Genomic DNA, 17,294 nt, shown 5'->3' on the forward strand with positions numbered 1-17,294 from the left:
ATTGAGGATTAGAATTGATTGATGGAATAGTTTAACTTGATATAAAATGCCCTGCCTGGTTTCTGCACACCGAAATTATCGTAGACCTCTGCATTAAAGATATTTTTAGCATCAAGGCTAACCACGAACTTCTTATTAGGAAACCTGTAGTTAGTACCCAGATCGTGAGAAATTTGTGTAGGCGTGGTATACCACTCAGAGGTAAAAAAGGCTGTGCCGAATGGAGCCACATAGCCAAAGTTGTAAAATAAGTTAAGTACAGATTTCTTTTGGATGATGTTATCCAGGCGGTATTGTACATTTCCGTTCATGGTGTAGAAAGGCTCGTTAGGTAACTGTTTACCTTCAAATTGTGTCATACGCTGACCGGTAACAGATTGGTCACCCTGTACAAAAATGGAGTTGAACTTAGAGAAGGTAAACATCACATTTAACCTGTTGTTATAAATGTAACCCAATTCACCTTCAAAGCCTAAGGCCTTAGACTTGCCCAAATTCATGAATGGAGCGGTTTCCTGCTCCTGATCAGAGGCTTGAGTATTGGTCTGGCGCACGATTCTGTCTTTCACATTTCGGGAGAAAGCGTTACCCGATAGCGTAAATTTGTGTTTTTCAAACTCGAAGGTGCCTAACCTGAATCCGAGGTTATAATTCCTGCTTGCCTCAGGTCTGATGCCGAAATTAGAAATCACATTTTCATTAGGATCACCTAAGATTTCCGTCTCACCAGGCATTCTTACTGCTAGCTCTGCAGAACCAATAAGTATCACCCTTGGCGTTAAGGTATAGGAAGCAGCAAGACCATAACCAGTCGCATCTACATGCCCCGTTTCCTTTGTGCTTACCAGATTATTGTTTCCATTAGCTATTGATACCACGTGCGTAGTTTTACCCACATCCTGTTGATAGTATTTAACAAATACATTGGTCTTTAACTTGTTATTTAACACCTGGGCTTCATAGTTCAGCGCCGTTACGTTTTTGGTTACATCACTCGCTTGTTTAAGGGTGCCACTTGCAACCGACGCTAATAAGTTGTCGTCATCTCTGTCAACAGTATAGTACACGTGGTTTATAGAAAGACGGTGTCCAGAAAAAATATCATAAGCAAGGTTTGCCCGAACTGTGGTAATCTTTCTATTGATATTGGTCATTACATCCACCCCCTGCTGTCCCCTTCCAGAGTTGTACATGGGGTTTTTATTAAAATCTAACCTGTAGTTGCCATCCCAGTTATATACATAACCTACGGTATCCTGCAAATAAGTATCCCTGTCGCTGTATACACCGTTGACCGTTAAATCTAAACCGTTTACGATAAGGTTCTTTTTATTATAATTTAAACTATATACACTGGCCTGGGCTTCGCTGGTCCTGCCAACATAAGGCCTGGCCATAACCTGGCCATGTGGAATCTCATTGTCAGTAGTGGATTGATTGTAACCTATTAAAAAGGCATCGGCCCATTTTACATTGGTAAATCCAACTTCAAACCTGCCTCCTACTGATTTGTAAGAATCATTGAAACGTTTTGCCCGGTAATAGCGTTCTACAGCGCCGTTAGATGCTACAAACTTTGAAAACTTACCCCACATCTCATAATTATTATCTGTGTAGGTATAAAAGCCTGATGCTTTAGCTGTAAAGCCATTTTCAGGATTGCGATACATGCCGCTTGCATCAGCCTGGTAAGTATTAAATGAACCATGAGATACTGATGCAGTAATGTTGTTCATTGACACATCTTTCTTCAATATCACATTAATGGCACCCCCCATATAGTCGCCCGATAAATGAGCTGGCAATACTCCTTTATAGACCTCAATCCTTTCTACCATAGCAGGGGGGATGTTATTCAGGTTGAACGAAGATCCATAAGTGGAAATCTCGATGCCATCGATAAAAACGCCAACCGATCTTCCAGACATGCCATTAAGGTTATATTCTACCGCTGAACCGAGGCCACCGTTCTGGCGAACCCTTACACCAACAGTTCTGTCTAATAACTCATTGGTTTGAAGGTTACGAAGTGATGCTTCTTTTGTTTCAATCACATTCACTGCAAAACCTGATGTTTCAATTGTTTTCTTTTCCGTTTTACCGGTAACTGAAACTTCATTCAAATGCTTATTACCTACCCGAGTAACAACAGCGTTGTGAAATACTGCTGGCTGATTGACATTAATCTTTACAGCATAGGGTTTAGACTCCATAGATCTGATTTCCAGCAAGTATTCTCCAAATGAAAGGTTTGTAAGTTCATAGGAGCCATTTTCATTGGTGGGCACCACCCTATTTAAAGATTTTATTTGTACGGTAGCCCCCTCAATAGCTTTACCTGTGTTATCACTTACCTTTCCCGAGATTTTACCGGTTTGGGCCAAAACGATGGAGTGTATGCAAAGAAAAATGATAAAAAGTAAAGCGTGTTTCATGTAATGTTTGTAACTTTTATATACGTCCTTTAGAAAGAGTCTAAATAAACATAACTTAGCCGCAAAGATATATGCCGCTCATGACGCCAAAGGGAGAACATTTAACGCTAAAGGGAGAAATTACAGATCACCTGTTCCAATTAAAAAGGGAAGTATCTATTACATATTCGGAAAATACAATTTCTTTTACGGCACTAAATAAATCGCTAAAAAGTCTTCAACAAAGCTTACGAATGGTATTTATTTTAAAAGGCAAATTATCTTGTGTGCTCCCAGATTTAAAGAAACCACTGTTGGTATTAGAAGATCAGCAACACAACATATTACTTGATCATGATCAGTTAATACTACTTTGTGAACAGGAAACACATGATATGGTATTTATAAATATCGATTATTCCCTTCTCACCAGGTACCTTCCTCAAGACCATACAGGTTTATTAAATTTGAAAAGAGGTGTAGCACGTGATGAAGCCACCGTGTTCTCCAATTGTAATTTACACATTACACCAGAGATCATTGCCATTTTAAATTCCATAAAAAGCTCTACCCATACGGGATTCTGTGAAAAACTATTTCTGGAATCAAAAGTGTTGGAATTGTTGGTGCTGCAGTTATCGCAATTTGAACAGATAAAAGATGATGGCATTAAGCACTTACTTAAAAAAGATGATCTTTATAAGATGTATGAAGTAAGGGAAATTTTAACTGCCAATATGCAGGAACAGTTCCCGCTCCGCACACTATCACATATGGTAGGGACCAACGAATTTAACCTGAAGCGTAACTTTAAAATTGCTTTTGGAACCACGGTTTACGGATACCTGAACGAATATAAAATGGAGCAGGCCAGATCAATGTTAATCAATAAAGATATTTCCATAGCAGAGTTGGCCACAAAAATGGGGTATAAATATGCCACACATTTCAGCAGTGCCTTTAAAAAACACTTTGGTTATTTACCCAATAAACTTAGGTCAGGAAAATTCTCCTTAATTATCTTCATGGAAGATATTTTTGTTGCCTTTGAAAATGTTTGGATGATTTTAGGGTAGTGGCGAACTTATCAACACATTAAGTTTTAGTGCTGAGGATCATGCTTAAGGTACAGTTTAAACACCGATCCCTGTCCAACTTCACTTTCTACAACAATTTTTCCACCCGCATGATTCACCGTTTCATTAACCAAATAAAGCCCGATGCCTGAGCCCTCTACTTCATCTGTAAGCCGGTGATATTTTTCAAACACCTTTTTAAGGTCTTTTTTTGCAATCCCTACACCATTGTCTACAACGCTAATGACCATAAAACCATCTTCTTGTTCTGTTTTTATCAAGATTTTCGGCTTGCGGTCAGGCGACTTATATTTTATAGCATTGTTCACCAGATTATATACAATACTGCGCAATTTCCGTCTGACAAAAACTAGCTCCGATACGCCGATTTCACTTTTAATAACCGCCTTAGATTCATCAATCTGTGGCGCAAGGGTAAGCCTTACGTCTTCAATAATATGCTCAAAATTGAGCAGCTCCTCTACCGCCTGATATTTATGCTGCTCTAAACGAGATTTTGTAAGGTCGTCAATAATAAGTTGCATATTATTGAGGCTATTTTCAACCTTTTCCAATAGAATTGGAAACCTTTCCATTCCTTTCTCAGGAACTTTCTTAAGCATTTCAATGGTGAGGCCAAGGGTGGTCAAGGGGGTCTTTATATCATGCGCTATCGTATCTAACAACATCTCATGCTCAGCAATCAGTTTTTCCTGCTCTTTTAGGTCCTTAATTCGCATAGTGATCTCGACGAAAGTGATGATTACCCCATTATTTTTATTTTGTTTTTTGACGATATAAGGCAATATATTCATTTGGTACCAGCGAAGATCGGTAGTCTGTATCTCCTTTTCCAGTATCTCATTAGTATCAATTACGTGTTGAATGTTATCGATGATGGCGGGGAAGCGGAAGTTTTCTTTAATATCAGCAATAGGCCTTCCTACATCGGTAAGGGCAAGTTTAAATTGCCTCATGGCTGGAGGCGTAAACTTTCGCAGGATCAGGTGTGCATCTATGAATAGCTGTGGTATAATCGTATTGCGGAAATAATTCTCAAGCTCATCATTAAGTTCTATAAGCGTGTTAATTTGTTGATTTTTGTTCTGCATAGATACTGTCCTATTTAGGCTTGCGGGTGGCAAGGTAACCATTTATATTATTTCACGGCCTTATTTTCCTAAAAGCAGTCTTGCTTGTGTTCCCCATTGGCCAATAAAAAGATCAAGTTTACCATCGCCGTTTACATCGCCAATGGCAATACCCCAACTTCTACCAACTGTAGCTGCTGGAATGACTTCGGCAGTTACCAAATTAAAATTCCCTTTACCATCGTTTTGCAGGGCTTGTACTTGCATGGCCTCGAAAGGCGGTATTTTTATGGCGCTAAAGATAATGTCTGGAGCACCATCATGGTTAAAGTCTATAATTGTTCCTGCATATGTTGAAAAATCCTGCATAGGCATTTTTTTAGCCGTTTCATCTTTAAAATTGCCCTTACCATCATTGATGAGCAGGCGGGCCCTTGGATCCTTTTCAAAAGCACCAGCATTGCTGGTCAAATTCGCAAACAGAATGTCAAGGTGTTTGTCGCCATTTGCATCGAAGGTGATCACCTCTCTAGTATGTAGCGGCACCAATAATTCCAAATTTGCTGCCTGTTCTGTAAATGTCCCTTTCCCATCGTTAAAAAACAAACGATTAGGGGGGACCTCGTTTCCAGCAATTAAATCTAAAAAGCCATCACCATTTAAATCAGCGAGTTTTATGGATTGTGTTTCTGTACGAACATCAGGCAAGCCAGATTTGGTATAATCTGTAAAGTAACCTGGTTTTTTGGGATTATTAAGCCATAAAAAATTCTGTGTGGTAGAACCTGAATTTCCAACAATCACATCCACCAAACCGTCACCATTTACATCTCCAATGTCCAGTCCATTTGCTTCACTTTTTGCAAGCAGGCGCTCACTTACATTGTTAAAATTTCCATTGCCATCACCTAAGTAGAATTCATGCTGATGGTCATCTTCTGCCACGAAGATGGCATCTAAATTTCCGTCTTTATTAAAATCAGCTACACGTACATGCTCCGTATCGTGTTTTTTTTCTGCAAAAACTCCCTTCTTCCAGGTAAATTTGCCATTGCCATCGTTCAAATACAACCGGTTAGGCAACGCTTCTAAAGCCAATATGGCATCAAGATGCCCATCTCCGTTTACATCAGCCAGTGCCACATCTAAGGCATGCGCCTCCGCATCTATGGGCACATGAGTGGCGGTAACATCTTTAAAATAGGTTGTCTCTGCACTTTGCGAACAGGCATTAAGAACTACTGCAAAGCTTAATACTGCAATAGTTGAACATATTTTTCCTGATATAAAAAGCTGCATCATGACTAGTGTTTAATAATTAACAACCAATTAGCCAATCAGTTTGGCTTTTTTATGAAGTTCATGTACACCGTGAAACCCGCAGCCAGAACAAACCAAACCGCAGTTAACACATCAACAACGTTAGGGTTTATATTTTCACCACTAATTTGATCAGCTAAGTACTTGATAAATGAGTCGGGTAAATTATTTTCCCCCAATTTTTCTTTTACCTGCCATTGCCAATCTGTGATGGGGCAATAGCCGAAACCATACCATATACCAAGAAAAACCCAGGAGAATGCCGTGAGCAGAATACCATAAAAATGATAGATACGGGTTCTTAACCAGATCCAACCGCTTAGGTTAAATACGATGATGACCACGTGAAGTACTGTGTAGAATATATCGAGCAATTGCAACATATGAAACATATCTTATCTAAAATTCGTTTCATAAATGGAGCCAATTTTTTTAACAAATTTTATCTCATGAAATTACAACTGTACACGCTATTCCTATGCTTAGTATTCTTTTCTTGCGGACAAAACCGGAATACAGAACCATCTACTTCCGTTGTTGAGGATTCGGCTGCTCGTGTAACAGCCCCAGAAACTGTTGCGGCGCAACCAACAACCGTTGAACAGATTAAACAGCGTTACGCCGATATCAATGCCAAGCTACAAGGTGGTCTCCTGGATTCTGTAGCCTACAAGTATGATTGCAACGGAGAAAGAAGTGGAACGGTGACCTATTTTTCTAACCATGGAAAACTGGCAATGATTAAGCATAGCTATAATGAATATAGCCATTTCGAAGCTACAGATCAATATTTCATCAGCAATGACCACCTGTTTTTTGCCCATTTTAGAAGATCAAACTGGAGTTTTGAGTCAGGGCAAGCGGCAGACGGCGCAACTAAAGACAACATTACAGAACAAAGATTTTATGTAGCGAATGAGAAATCACTGCTTTGCCTGGAGAAAAAATATACAAAAAGGTCACATGCTGATCATAACCCCCTGCCAGCCAAGGTGCAAAACAAACAGGTTGCCTGCAAACCTATAGAACCTTTGATCAGGGACTTTAATCAGCTGATTGATTTTAAAAACAGTGGTGATCATGATTGTTTAGGAAAATCATAATTTCCTCAGCTCTTTTTAGGCTTCAGCCAAAACTCATCAGAATATTCATCTTTGAATGCGTGATCATCCATTTCTAACGCATCGTTAATTGTATTTAAGGTCTGTTCGTCGAGTATTTCCTCTAACAATGGGAAAACCACCCTTTCCTCAAACCGAATATGGTCGTTGAGCAAGTCAATAAATGTGATAAACACATCAGGGTTGACATCAGGAGTATGGTTAATTTTCTGAATAAGGCCCTTCAATTCTATATGTTCTTTTCTGGCTTGAAGGCAAGCAGGGATATCTACCTGATTAAACAGTAATTTTTCTTCCTGTTCAAAATGGCCCAACAGGTGTGCGTTTACAAAATAGTTTACATAATGCTTCATTCTTTCCACAGAAACACCAATGCTAATTCCCTGTTTAATTTTCCAGGAGAATAGTAATCCGGCATGGTGTTCTCTGGATAAACGTTTTAATTGTTCGCTGCGTTTAATTGGCTGTTGTTGGTTTTCCATCTTTAATAAATATTATTAGGATTAGGAATGGCCATTCGCAAATAGAATGGCCATTATGATTTTCATTTATAGCGTTTTAGTTTTCTTTCTAAATGATATTTCAAATACAAAATAACACAAGGCCAAAATACCAAAGCCAAATATGGTGTCTCCAATTGCGCGAAGCCATTTTAACATCACCATTAAGGGTTGCTGCATCAACTCACTGGAACGGGCGTACCACATACCATGTTCTATGCTGGCTACGGCCTGCCAGATTCCCACTGGTAAAAGACTGAGTAAAGCCATGGCAAGCAGACCGATATTGGTAGACCAAAAAATGAACTTCATCAATTTCTCGTTCCATATTTCATGTCTATGGAGGCTTCTCAATACGAATAGCATCAACCCGATTCCTAGCATCCCATATACCCCAAACAAGGCTGTATGTCCATGTAATGCGGTGGTATTTAACCCCTGCACATAATACAATGCTATTGGAGGATTAATGATAAAACCAAATACACCTGCGCCAAGGAAATTCCAGAAGGCGACTGCAATCATAAAATAAATTGGCCATTTATAATCCCTGATCCATACGGTGGATTTAGAAAGTCGGTAATTATGGTAAGCTTCATATCCGATAAGTACCAATGGAACAATTTCCAACGCACTAAACGTGGCCCCAATGGCCATTACGCCAACAGGTGTTCCAGAAAAGTATAAATGGTGACAGGTTCCTAATATTCCTCCCGACATAAAAACAATGGTCGAAAAAATCACATTGAGGGTTGCTGTTTTGGTTTTAAGTAAACCAAGGCGTACAAAAAGAAAGGCGATAACAACCGTGGCGAATACTTCGAAAAATCCTTCCACCCAAAGGTGTACAACCCACCAACGCCAATATTCTGCAATGGCTAAATTAGTTTGCCTTCCCCACATCAAGCCAGCAGCATAAAACAAGGCAATTGCTGTACAGGAGATCAGGAACATGATAATCAGGTTTTTTTCCGCTGTTTTTTTCCTCAGTACCGGCAACAAGGGTCTAACCATCAACGCAAGCCATAAAAACAAACCGATGAGCAAAAACATCTGCCAAAACCGACCAAGATCAACATATTCGTAACCCTGGTGGCCAAACCAAAAGTTCTCCACCAAATTAAGCTTTTGCATCACTCCCATCCACTGTCCTGCCATTGACCCTAATACAATGATGATCAAAGCAATAAACAGAAAATTAACGCCAAAAACCTGGAATTTAGGATCTTTGCCAGATACGGCTGGAGCGATATATAAACCTGTAGCAAGCCATGCGGTGGCAATCCAGAAAATAGCCAGCTGGGTATGCCAGGTCCGGGTTACCGCATAGGGCAGGTACTGATCTAGCGGAATACCATAAAACCCATTTCCTTCTACGCCATAGTGCGCCGTAATTACACCTAAGATCACCTGGAGCACGATAAGTAAACTGACGATGAGGAAATATTTTTTAATTCTGAACATGGATGGCGTCATCCCCTGTTTCAATAGCGGATCGGACACTGGTGTTTCCAGGTGTTCATCTTCACCTGATTTCACATGATAGAACACCAATATTCCGATACAGAAAATTAGTAAAATGATGCTCACGCCCGACCAGATTAACAAACTGGAGGTCGGTACATTCCCAACCAAGTCATCAGACGGCCAGTTATGCGTATAAGACACTTTATCATTAGGCCTTTCTGTTACTGTAGCCCAGGTAGCCCAAAAGAAAAAGGCATTCATTTTATGCATTCTTTCGGTGTCCTTTATCGACATTTTTGGAATCGCATAATCATGACGTAGCTGGTCAAATTTAGGATCATCCATAAACAGCCCCTTATAATACTCGCTGAGGTAGGCTATCGCTGCAATCCGATCGTTGGAGATAGTGATGGTATTGGTTTTCGCATCATAGGTATTTTTCCGCAGATCTTGTTGTAAACGTACTTTTAATCCCGCTTTCTGTTCCTCTGTTAAGGTATCGAAAGTCTTATTATAATCCTTCTTTGCATAGCTATCTAATATGAAAACCGCTTCCCGGTGCAGCCAATCTGCTGTCCAGTCTGGGGCCACATAGGCGCCGTGCCCCCAGATGGTTCCAACCTCCTGCCCGCCCATGCTTTGCCACACATTCTGGCCATCCTTTATTTCCGCTTCGGTAAAGATCGTTTTTTGATCAACCGAAACAATTCTTGCTGGTATTGGTGGAGCTTGCTGATAAATTTCATAACCGAAATAGCCCAGTATGGTAAAGGATATACCCATGACCAGTGCAAACCCAATCCAAAGTTTTTTTTCTCTATTCACTTGAAGATCTTTTAGCTTATTCTACAATCAGTTTACCTTTCATCATAGAGACATGGCCTGGGAAAGAGCAAATAAATTCGTACGTACCTTTTTCAGCTACCGTAAAAGTGATGGTATCTGATTCGCCGCCACCCAGAAGTTTTGTGTGTGCAAGGATGCTTGCACTTTCGCCTTTTGGAATATACTCGTTGTCTTTAGCTTCCATCGCTTTTGTAGAGAAGGCAACCAGATCAGTACCGGGTTTCAACAATACGAAATTATGGCCCATGGCGGTCTTATCCATCTTACCCGTATGTTTAAGCGTTAAGGTAACCAGCTGTCCGGCGGCAACTTTAAACGCTGTCTGGTTGAACTGCATCATATCATTACCCTCCAGAGAAATCACATTACTGAGCTCAGCCGCTACCGGCGTTACAGGTTCGGCTGCTACTGTTGGCGTTTCTGCAGTTGGCACTACAGTAGATTCTTGTTTTGTGCTATCTCCACAAGAGAAAAGCACCATAGTCATGGCGATGGCAATTAAGGCACTATTAAATGTAGTTTTCATTATAAGTTAATTTGATGATATTTATTATTTTAATTATCACCAAAGGTATCAGCACCATTGCCGGGGCTTTATGAGTGAGATCATAAAGCAAAAAAATTTCTATCTTTATCCTATCAACAAAAATCCATTAGCGCTCAAATCATTCATAAGGTATGTCAACTGGAAAGTATCGAAAAGAACACGATTGTTTAAACTGCGGTGCACACGTAGAAACGCATTTTTGCAGCAATTGCGGTCAACAGAATTTAGAATTAAAAGAAAGTTTCTGGGGATTTATAAGTCATAGCATCGCCCATTATTTTCATTTTGACAATAAGTTTTTTCATACGCTGGCTCCACTCCTCACTAAACCAGGGCAAGTAACCCTCGACTACCTTTCTGGTAAAAGAGCCAGGTACATCAACCCGGTGAGCATGTATATTTTTGTATCTATTGTTTACTTTTTAGTGGTTTATTCCCCCGAGCATCCAGAGAAAGACGATAGTGGGGTGAAAGTAGAAAACCTGGGGACTAAGAAAGAGCAAAATTCCACTATTGACAGTTTAGATAATATTTCAAAATCTATAGGCTTTCAAGGTGAATCTGCTAATGTGGTGGTTAAGAAGGCAAAACAAGTTGCCCAGGAAATATTAAACAAACAGGAATTCGAAAATTTATCTTTCCAGAATCAAACCCAGGTATTAGCGGATTTAAATAACCAGCATCGCATTAACAAATCAGATTCCCTTACCGAGGTGATATCAAGTTATCGTGTTATTCATGAGGAAAGAAATGACAGTACTTATGCGGCATACCTGGCACGTCAAAAAAAACTTCCTCTTTTTGAACAGGACAATTGGTTTGAAAGGATGACCAATAAAAGAGCCATCACCCTTGGAGAGAAATCTGAAGTCATTCAGGATACCCTGGAACGTAACAGACCAAAACAGTATTTTCTTTTGATGCCCTTACTTGCCTGGTTTATTATGATCAATTTCAGGAGGAATCACATCTATTATCTTGATCACCTCATTTTCACCATCCATGGGATGACCGCTTATTTTATTATAGAAATTTTAACCCAACCATTTATCAAGCATATTTTTGGGGAAGATTCTTTTATGAGTAAAATCATCGGTTTAGCGGTTTTCATCTTTATGCTCTGGTATATGTATAAAGCCTTAAGAATATTTTATCAACGCAGTAAAGGAAGAACTTATGCAAAGATATTTACCATTCTCCTTTTATTTGCCCTTGCATTTAAGCTTACCGAAATGGTGATGATCAACCTGATTTATTTTGTGGCTGTATAAATGAACTTAAGCCATTACGGGGTTATCTACAATATCTAGTTTGGCAAACTTTTGCACTTCGATACTTGGAAAGCCGAAATCTTCAACCACCTTTCCCAGAATTAAGTAACAGCCCATGCCCCTAAAAGGATACAATGGCGTACTGTTCGGGAAATGTGTGGTATCAAAGAAATTTCCATCAGCATCAAGGAAGGTACCGAACCACATCTTTTTATTGTTCTTGGTGTATACCGTTTTTTCACAAACATACAAACCTACCATCCTTACGGTCTGGCCCATATGTTTGTTCAACTCATTTGTACGAATATCTCCCCGGTAGGATGTTTTTAGGAGGTCGAACATGGAAAGACTTAAAGGAAAACCCAGCAATTCAAGTTCATGGTAGGCATCCTCCAATTTAGTGTTTTCCAGGTTAGGCAATACGTAATGTTTAGCCTCTACATGAAACAATTCTGCATGATTAGATGGTTTTACCTGCTGCCCTAAAAGCGTATGAACATCCCATAACAAAGCTTTTTTGCTTTTACCTGTAAAACGAAAAGCGCCACAACGGATCAGGATTACGGCCTGCTCCAGTTTGATTTCTGTACGCCTTACAAAATTTTCTAAGTCCAAAAATGGGCCCATGAGTTTGCGTTCGTCGGTAATCTGGTCCATCAGCTTATTTTCCAGCCCTTGAATGCCTACAAAACCCAGGTAAGCATCGCTACCTGTTATAGACACGACCGAACTGCTTTTATTGATGCAAGGTAAATGCACCTTAGCACCTGCTTTTTGGAGTTCGTGTACGTAAAGCCAGCGCGTATAGAAACCTCCGTAATTGTTTAATACCCCCACCATAAATTCGATGGGGTAATACGTTTTCAGGTACAAACTCTGGTAACTTTCTACCGCAAAACTTGCCGAATGGGCTTTAGAAAAACTATAGCCCGCAAAGCTCGACACCTGGCGCCACACCTCTCTGGTAATTTCTTCAGGGCGGTTTAAACCCGCAGCACCCTCATGAAACTTCTCTACCAAACGGTCAAATTCTATCCGGGAACGGCACTTCCCACTCATGCCTCTCCTCAGGATGTCGGCATCCGTACCACTCATGCCACCATAATGAATGCAGACCTTAATCACATCCTCCTGATAGACCATCACCCCGAAAGTGTCCTTGAGTAGTTCTTCCATCACCGGATGCAGGTATTTTACAGTATCGTGCTGATGAAAATTCTGGATATACGTTTTCATCATGCCCGACTGTGCCACACCCGGCCGTATGATTGAACTCGCTGCCACCAGGGTCAGGTAGTTATCGCAAGTCAGCTTGGTCAGCAGCTGCCGCATGGCAGGCGATTCAATGTAGAAGCAGCCAATGGTATTTCCCGTTTTCAAACGTTTGTTCAGGTTGTCATCTTTCATAAATTGACGCACCTGGTGAATATCAACGGTTTTATGCTGGTTCTGTTCTACTAATTTCACGGCTTCTTTAATATGACCTAGCCCCCGTTGAGATAGAATGTCGTACTTGTCGTAGCCAATCAATTCGGCCTCATACATGTCCCATTGCACGGTAGGCATTCCTTTTGGAGGCAAATCCAATGCGGTATAATAGGTGATCGGTTCTTCAGAAATCAGTACCCCTCCTGCGTGGATGCTTCTTTGGTTAGGCATATTGCCCATCAGCTTATAAATGGCCATGATCTTTTTATAGGTGTCGTTATCGCGGTTTGTGATGGCCTTGCTTGCATCTGTAAACCCGTCGATTTCCGATTTGGGCAGGCCCATCACTTTGCCAATCTCGCGGATAATACTCCGGTCTTTAAAAGTAGACATGGTACCCAACAGCGCGGTATGCTCGCGCCCGTAACGCTTAAAAATATAATCCTGCACATCTTCACGCTCATCCCAGCTATAGTCAATATCAAAATCCGGGGGCGAAGTACGTTCCGCATTCAGGAACCTTTCAAAGTACAAATCCAGTTCCAGGGGATCCACATCCGTAATGCGCAGGCAAAAAGCCACGATACTGTTTGCACCCGATCCCCTACCCACATGATAATAGCCACGGCGCATGGAATACTGGATAATGTCATTGGTAATCAAGAAATAAGCACAGAAGTTGAGCTCCACGATCACTTTCAGTTCTTTCTTTACCCTTTGTAAAGCTTCCCGGTTTTTACTGCCGTAGCGATAAAGCATGCCTTCCATCGCCAATTTCTCCAGTAGTGCTTTGTCGTCTTTTCGATTACCGGTAAAAGTCTTCCGGTTCAAATTAACCTTGCCCTCCGGATAGTCCATGGTACAATGATCCATCAACTTGCGGGTATTGTCGAGGATAAAAGCATACTTCACAAATTTAGCCTCCAATTCTCCGGGCTGTAGAAAAGTATCTGTTTCCTTGCATTTATCCTCCTTTTCTACCATGGTAATCAGGGTATTCAAATCAATTCCCCTTAAGTATTCATGCAGGCGATAGCCGATTTTACTGGCAACAAACACAGGCTGCAAAACCACCAGTTTAGCTTCCAGGTGCTGCAGGTCTTTATTATAAAGCTGGTGGAGTTCATCGAAACGCACGCCGATGTACTCATTCGATTTAAGCTCCCCTTTATGTCCAAAGGGATAAACTACGTAAGCGTGTTTAAAAGGAAAAGGTTCATCGGGGAGTTCCTTTTGTTCCAGGTTATGCAGACTCAGAAAATCATTCAACTCCTTCATCCCTTCTCTATTTCGGGCGATGCCGATATAAAGCAGCTTTTTATCTCTGCGGAACTCCATGCCGCCAATCGGTTTAATGCGGTTTGCCCGGCATTCGCGCATAAACTCCATGATGCCGGTAGAATTGTTAATATCGGTCATCACCATCTGGGTAATACCCCGGCCTTGCGCCTCTTCTACCAATGTTTTAATGGCCATGGTGCCGTAACGCAGGCTATACTGCGAATGTACATTCAAATACATGAGCGCTATAATTTGATGTTCATGACGGAGGCACGGATGACAGCATCCTGCCCAAAACGCCTGCGGATTTTATCCATGGCCTGCACCAGGCTATATTGCTCCTGACTTTCGCTATACAGGTCAATTTGCTCAAAACCTGTTACTAGATTAGATAAGCGGACCCCCACCAGCCGGAGCAACATGCGGCGGTTATACATTTTTTTAAACAGGTCTTTGGCCGCAGCAATCAATACGCTGTCGAGTGATGTATAAGGAATGCTGGTTTGTTTAGTCTCCGTTTCAAAGTTGGCGTAGCGGATGGTAACCGTTACACAAGCAGCCAGTTTCTTTTTCTCTCTTAGCTGGAAGGCCACATCCATCACCTGAGCAACCAGCAGGTTATTGATCATTTCTATATCGATGGAGTCGGAATGAAAGGTACACTGCGTACCGATGGATTTTTGCTCTGTATAAGGGATCACCGGACTGTGGTCAATACCCTTTGCTTTTTGTAGTAAGGATAAACCCGACTTACCTAACAGGAAATTCATCTGGTCAGGATGGATTTGCGACAGCGTAAATATTTTCTTGATACCCATGTCGCTAAGCTTCACGAAAGTCTTTTCGCCAAGACCGGGGATCTTTCTTATGGATAAAGGATTGAGGAAAGGCCGCACCTCTGCTTGTACTATATTTAGCTCACCATTAGGCTTACATTCATTGGTCGCCATTTTAGAAACTGTTTTATTAACCGACAGTCCGAATGAAATTGGCAGACCTGTTTCTTTCCACACCAACTCCTTAAGCTCATGTGCATACTTGTTCGTGCTGTGAAAACGGTCCATGCCCGTCATGTCGATATAATGCTCATCGATACTTGCTTTCTCAATAATGGGAACACGTTCCCTGAGAATCGCTGTAATTTCGTGCGATGCTTTTGAATACTCATCCATGTTACCTTTAATGAAGATGGCGTGGGGGCATAACATTTTTGCCATCCGGGATGACATGGCGGAGTGAACACCAAATTTCCGGGCCTCATAGCTGCAGGAGGCTACTACGCCACGATCGGACGAGCCCCCAATGATTACAGGCTGACCCCTTAAGGAGGATTTCTTTTTTACTTCAACGGAAACAAAAAAGGCATCTTGGTCCATGTGTATAATTTGCTTTTCTGTCGACATGACGATTAGATTAGAGTTCGACTGCAAATTTAAACTAAATAATTTAGTATTTTGTAAACATATTACTAACATATGTAGTCTGTATGCTAAGTTAATTAGCGCGAAACACCTGTGCAAAATACATGACCAAAAAAAAGCGATGAAGTAAAATGATTTACTTCATCGCTTTTTATTTAACTATATTAATGAGCCAGTTTCAATGGTCACCAATAATTATAGTGCACTCTTATTGTTTGTTACCTGTAGTTCCGGTACCTGTGCCCGTTGTTCCTGTACCGGTTACATTTCCTGTATTGTTTGTACCCGTGGTAACAGCCCCTGTTTTAGTTCCATTTGTACCAGTACCTGAAGTTCCCGTTGTGTTTGTATTTGGTCGGGTTGTACGGGTATTTGTTGTTCCCGTACCAGTTCTGTTGGTACCTGTTGCCGTTCCAATTCTACCAGTACCTGTTGGAGGCGTTACTGCCGTGCCATTAGTTGTTCCTATTCCAGAGGTCCCTGTACCAATGGTACCCGTTCCAATCGCGCCGTTCCCAATCGTGCCCGTTCCTATTGCCCCATTTCCAATTGTACCTGTTGTCCCTGTACCAATCGTTCCTGTCGTTCCAGTTCCTATCGTACCAGTGGTGCCGGTTGTTCCTGTACCAATCGTTCCAGTTGTACCGGTTCCTATCGTTCCAGTCGTACCTGTAGTTCCCGTTTTTCCGGTGCTCGTTTTACCTGTTCCGGTGGTCTGCGCATTCGTATTAATTGTAAAAGCTAAAGCTAATATTGCTGTCGATAAAAAAATCTTTTTCATAATGTTCTTATTAGTTAGATGTACTTAAACTACAACTCAATATGGAACTGGTTTGAATTATTTTTATAACAGGGGTTTTCCTCGGGGTAAATTTCACCCTATTTGAACACTATAACCAGTGCTTAAAACAATGTGGTTTGTATCGGCGTGTCATTGCTGGGTAGCAGGATTTCCGGGATATCACTATTCACATTTTTAGCGCTAAGTATCTTAGAAACAGGATAAGCGGCCATAGGAGTATCATCACAAGGGTTCATCAACTCCACAATTGACCCCTTAGCTAAATCCTTATCGATCCATGCATTTATGTTCCGTTCATGAATCATCAATGGCATCCTTTTTTGAGTATGATGAATATCAGCCATTAATTCATTTGCTTCGGTGGTTAGGATGCTAAAGGTGGTATGGAGTTCATGATGCTGCTGATCTAGCCAATGACTAAATACCCCTCCACTTCACCCCCTCATCCAAGGTTTTCACCCAGGATGGGATTAATCCCCAGCGAAAATGATGTATGGCCAATTGCTGGTCATTTGCAATCACCGGGAGCAAAGGATGTGTATAGCCATTTGCATGGTAATAAACCGTATGTAAAGACTCCTCGACCATTGGAAGGTTAAACTTCTTTTTTAAGCCATTTGCTGTTCCTGTACTGGAAGTATGATAACACATGAGATGCCGGTTAAAATTAAATCGCCTCCTGTCAACGTTACCGTTAAGATGCTTAATC

At 41.1% G+C, this 17,294-nt stretch carries 15 protein-coding genes; 3 read left to right on the plus strand and 12 right to left on the minus strand.

Going from position 1 to position 17,294, the window contains the following annotated elements; all coding sequences use genetic code 11:
- Nucleotides 1–8 precede the first annotated feature (8 nt).
- Complete coding sequence (locus IWX76_RS13715) at nt 9–2,435, minus strand: TonB-dependent receptor (protein ID WP_196860533.1); 2,427 nt, start codon at nt 2,433–2,435, stop codon at nt 9–11.
- A gap of 80 nt (nt 2,436–2,515) precedes the next feature.
- Here IWX76_RS13715 and IWX76_RS13720 point away from each other — a divergent pair, with 80 nt between their 5' ends.
- Nucleotides 2,516–3,490, plus strand: coding sequence for a helix-turn-helix domain-containing protein (locus tag IWX76_RS13720; RefSeq protein ID WP_196860534.1), 975 nt, complete (start codon nt 2,516–2,518; stop codon nt 3,488–3,490).
- Nucleotides 3,491–3,516: 26 nt separating this feature from the next.
- Here the strand turns inward: IWX76_RS13720 and IWX76_RS13725 are convergent, their stop codons facing one another.
- Genes IWX76_RS13725 through IWX76_RS13735 form a run of 3 tightly spaced genes read right to left on the minus strand, consistent with a single transcriptional unit; the run spans nt 3,517 to nt 6,284 of the window.
- The gene (locus IWX76_RS13725; RefSeq protein ID WP_196860535.1) at nt 3,517–4,602 is read right to left on the minus strand and encodes a sensor histidine kinase; all 1,086 of its coding nucleotides are present in this window, start codon (nt 4,600–4,602) and stop codon (nt 3,517–3,519) included.
- Between the two features lie 60 nt (nt 4,603–4,662).
- Nucleotides 4,663–5,883, minus strand: a complete 1,221-nt coding sequence (locus tag IWX76_RS13730; RefSeq protein ID WP_196860536.1) for an FG-GAP repeat domain-containing protein — start codon at nt 5,881–5,883, stop codon at nt 4,663–4,665.
- A gap of 35 nt (nt 5,884–5,918) precedes the next feature.
- Entirely contained in the window at nt 5,919–6,284 is a 366-nt protein-coding gene (locus tag IWX76_RS13735; protein ID WP_196860537.1) for a DUF2784 domain-containing protein, read from the minus strand.
- Nucleotides 6,285–6,350: 66 nt separating this feature from the next.
- On the opposite strand from IWX76_RS13735, the gene IWX76_RS13740 reads away from it, so the two are divergent.
- Nucleotides 6,351–7,004 carry a hypothetical protein gene (locus IWX76_RS13740; protein ID WP_196860538.1) on the plus strand — a complete coding sequence of 218 codons (654 nt, stop codon included), beginning with the start codon at nt 6,351–6,353 and terminating at the stop codon, nt 7,002–7,004.
- Between the two features lie 5 nt (nt 7,005–7,009).
- Here the strand turns inward: IWX76_RS13740 and IWX76_RS13745 are convergent, their stop codons facing one another.
- The 3 genes from IWX76_RS13745 to azu form a co-directional block, all read right to left on the minus strand.
- Entirely contained in the window at nt 7,010–7,504 is a 495-nt protein-coding gene (locus IWX76_RS13745; protein ID WP_196860539.1) for a hemerythrin domain-containing protein, read from the minus strand.
- 66 nt (nt 7,505–7,570) lie between these two features.
- Nucleotides 7,571–9,814, minus strand: a complete 2,244-nt coding sequence (locus IWX76_RS13750) for a nitric-oxide reductase large subunit (protein WP_196860540.1) — start codon at nt 9,812–9,814, stop codon at nt 7,571–7,573.
- A gap of 16 nt (nt 9,815–9,830) precedes the next feature.
- On the minus strand, nt 9,831–10,361 hold the full coding sequence (gene azu / locus IWX76_RS13755; RefSeq protein ID WP_334641939.1) for an azurin: 531 nt from the start codon (nt 10,359–10,361) through the stop codon (nt 9,831–9,833).
- A 152-nt stretch (nt 10,362–10,513) separates the two neighbouring features.
- On the opposite strand from azu, the gene IWX76_RS13760 reads away from it, so the two are divergent.
- On the plus strand, nt 10,514–11,653 hold the full coding sequence (locus IWX76_RS13760) for a DUF3667 domain-containing protein (protein WP_196860541.1): 1,140 nt from the start codon (nt 10,514–10,516) through the stop codon (nt 11,651–11,653).
- A 6-nt stretch (nt 11,654–11,659) separates the two neighbouring features.
- Here IWX76_RS13760 and IWX76_RS13765 read toward each other — a convergent pair whose 3' ends face one another.
- From IWX76_RS13765 to IWX76_RS13785, 5 genes are all read right to left on the minus strand, one after another.
- Nucleotides 11,660–14,602, minus strand: a complete 2,943-nt coding sequence (locus IWX76_RS13765) for a DNA polymerase III subunit alpha (protein WP_196860542.1) — start codon at nt 14,600–14,602, stop codon at nt 11,660–11,662.
- Between the two features lie 5 nt (nt 14,603–14,607).
- Complete coding sequence (gene dinB / locus IWX76_RS13770; RefSeq protein WP_196860543.1) at nt 14,608–15,765, minus strand: DNA polymerase IV; 1,158 nt, start codon at nt 15,763–15,765, stop codon at nt 14,608–14,610.
- A gap of 226 nt (nt 15,766–15,991) precedes the next feature.
- Nucleotides 15,992–16,564 carry a hypothetical protein gene (locus tag IWX76_RS13775; RefSeq protein ID WP_196860544.1) on the minus strand — a complete coding sequence of 191 codons (573 nt, stop codon included), beginning with the start codon at nt 16,562–16,564 and terminating at the stop codon, nt 15,992–15,994.
- A 122-nt stretch (nt 16,565–16,686) separates the two neighbouring features.
- A complete protein-coding gene (locus tag IWX76_RS13780) occupies nt 16,687–16,956 on the minus strand; it encodes an SOS response-associated peptidase family protein (protein WP_334642014.1) in 270 nt (89 codons plus the stop codon).
- 46 nt (nt 16,957–17,002) lie between these two features.
- Nucleotides 17,003–17,236, minus strand: a complete 234-nt coding sequence (locus IWX76_RS13785) for an SOS response-associated peptidase family protein (protein WP_196860545.1) — start codon at nt 17,234–17,236, stop codon at nt 17,003–17,005.
- Between the last annotated feature and the right edge of the window lie 58 nt (nt 17,237–17,294).

Source organism: Pedobacter sp. CAN_A7 (genome assembly GCF_015752175.1).
In the GTDB taxonomy this organism is placed as follows: Bacteria; Bacteroidota; Bacteroidia; order Sphingobacteriales; family Sphingobacteriaceae; genus Pedobacter.

Bases quoted from the DNA above. Each gene is read 5' to 3' on its own strand.
- IWX76_RS13730 (WP_196860536.1), bottom strand. From the start codon at position 5,883: ATGATGCAGCTTTTTATATCAGGAAAAATATGTTCAACTATTGCAGTA.
- IWX76_RS13775 (WP_196860544.1), bottom strand. From the start codon at position 16,564: ATGAAAAAGATTTTTTTATCGACAGCAATATTAGCTTTAGCTTTTACA.
- azu (WP_334641939.1), bottom strand. From the start codon at position 10,361: ATGAAAACTACATTTAATAGTGCCTTAATTGCCATCGCCATGACTATG.
- IWX76_RS13725 (WP_196860535.1), bottom strand. From the start codon at position 4,602: ATGCAGAACAAAAATCAACAAATTAACACGCTTATAGAACTTAATGAT.
- IWX76_RS13745 (WP_196860539.1), bottom strand. From the start codon at position 7,504: ATGGAAAACCAACAACAGCCAATTAAACGCAGCGAACAATTAAAACGT.
- IWX76_RS13760 (WP_196860541.1), top strand. From the start codon at position 10,514: ATGTCAACTGGAAAGTATCGAAAAGAACACGATTGTTTAAACTGCGGT.
- dinB (WP_196860543.1), bottom strand. From the start codon at position 15,765: ATGTCGACAGAAAAGCAAATTATACACATGGACCAAGATGCCTTTTTT.
- IWX76_RS13785 (WP_196860545.1), bottom strand. From the start codon at position 17,236: ATGTGTTATCATACTTCCAGTACAGGAACAGCAAATGGCTTAAAAAAG.
- IWX76_RS13765 (WP_196860542.1), bottom strand. From the start codon at position 14,602: ATGTATTTGAATGTACATTCGCAGTATAGCCTGCGTTACGGCACCATG.
- IWX76_RS13715 (WP_196860533.1), bottom strand. From the start codon at position 2,435: ATGAAACACGCTTTACTTTTTATCATTTTTCTTTGCATACACTCCATC.
- IWX76_RS13735 (WP_196860537.1), bottom strand. From the start codon at position 6,284: ATGTTGCAATTGCTCGATATATTCTACACAGTACTTCACGTGGTCATC.
- IWX76_RS13740 (WP_196860538.1), top strand. From the start codon at position 6,351: ATGAAATTACAACTGTACACGCTATTCCTATGCTTAGTATTCTTTTCT.
- IWX76_RS13720 (WP_196860534.1), top strand. From the start codon at position 2,516: ATGACGCCAAAGGGAGAACATTTAACGCTAAAGGGAGAAATTACAGAT.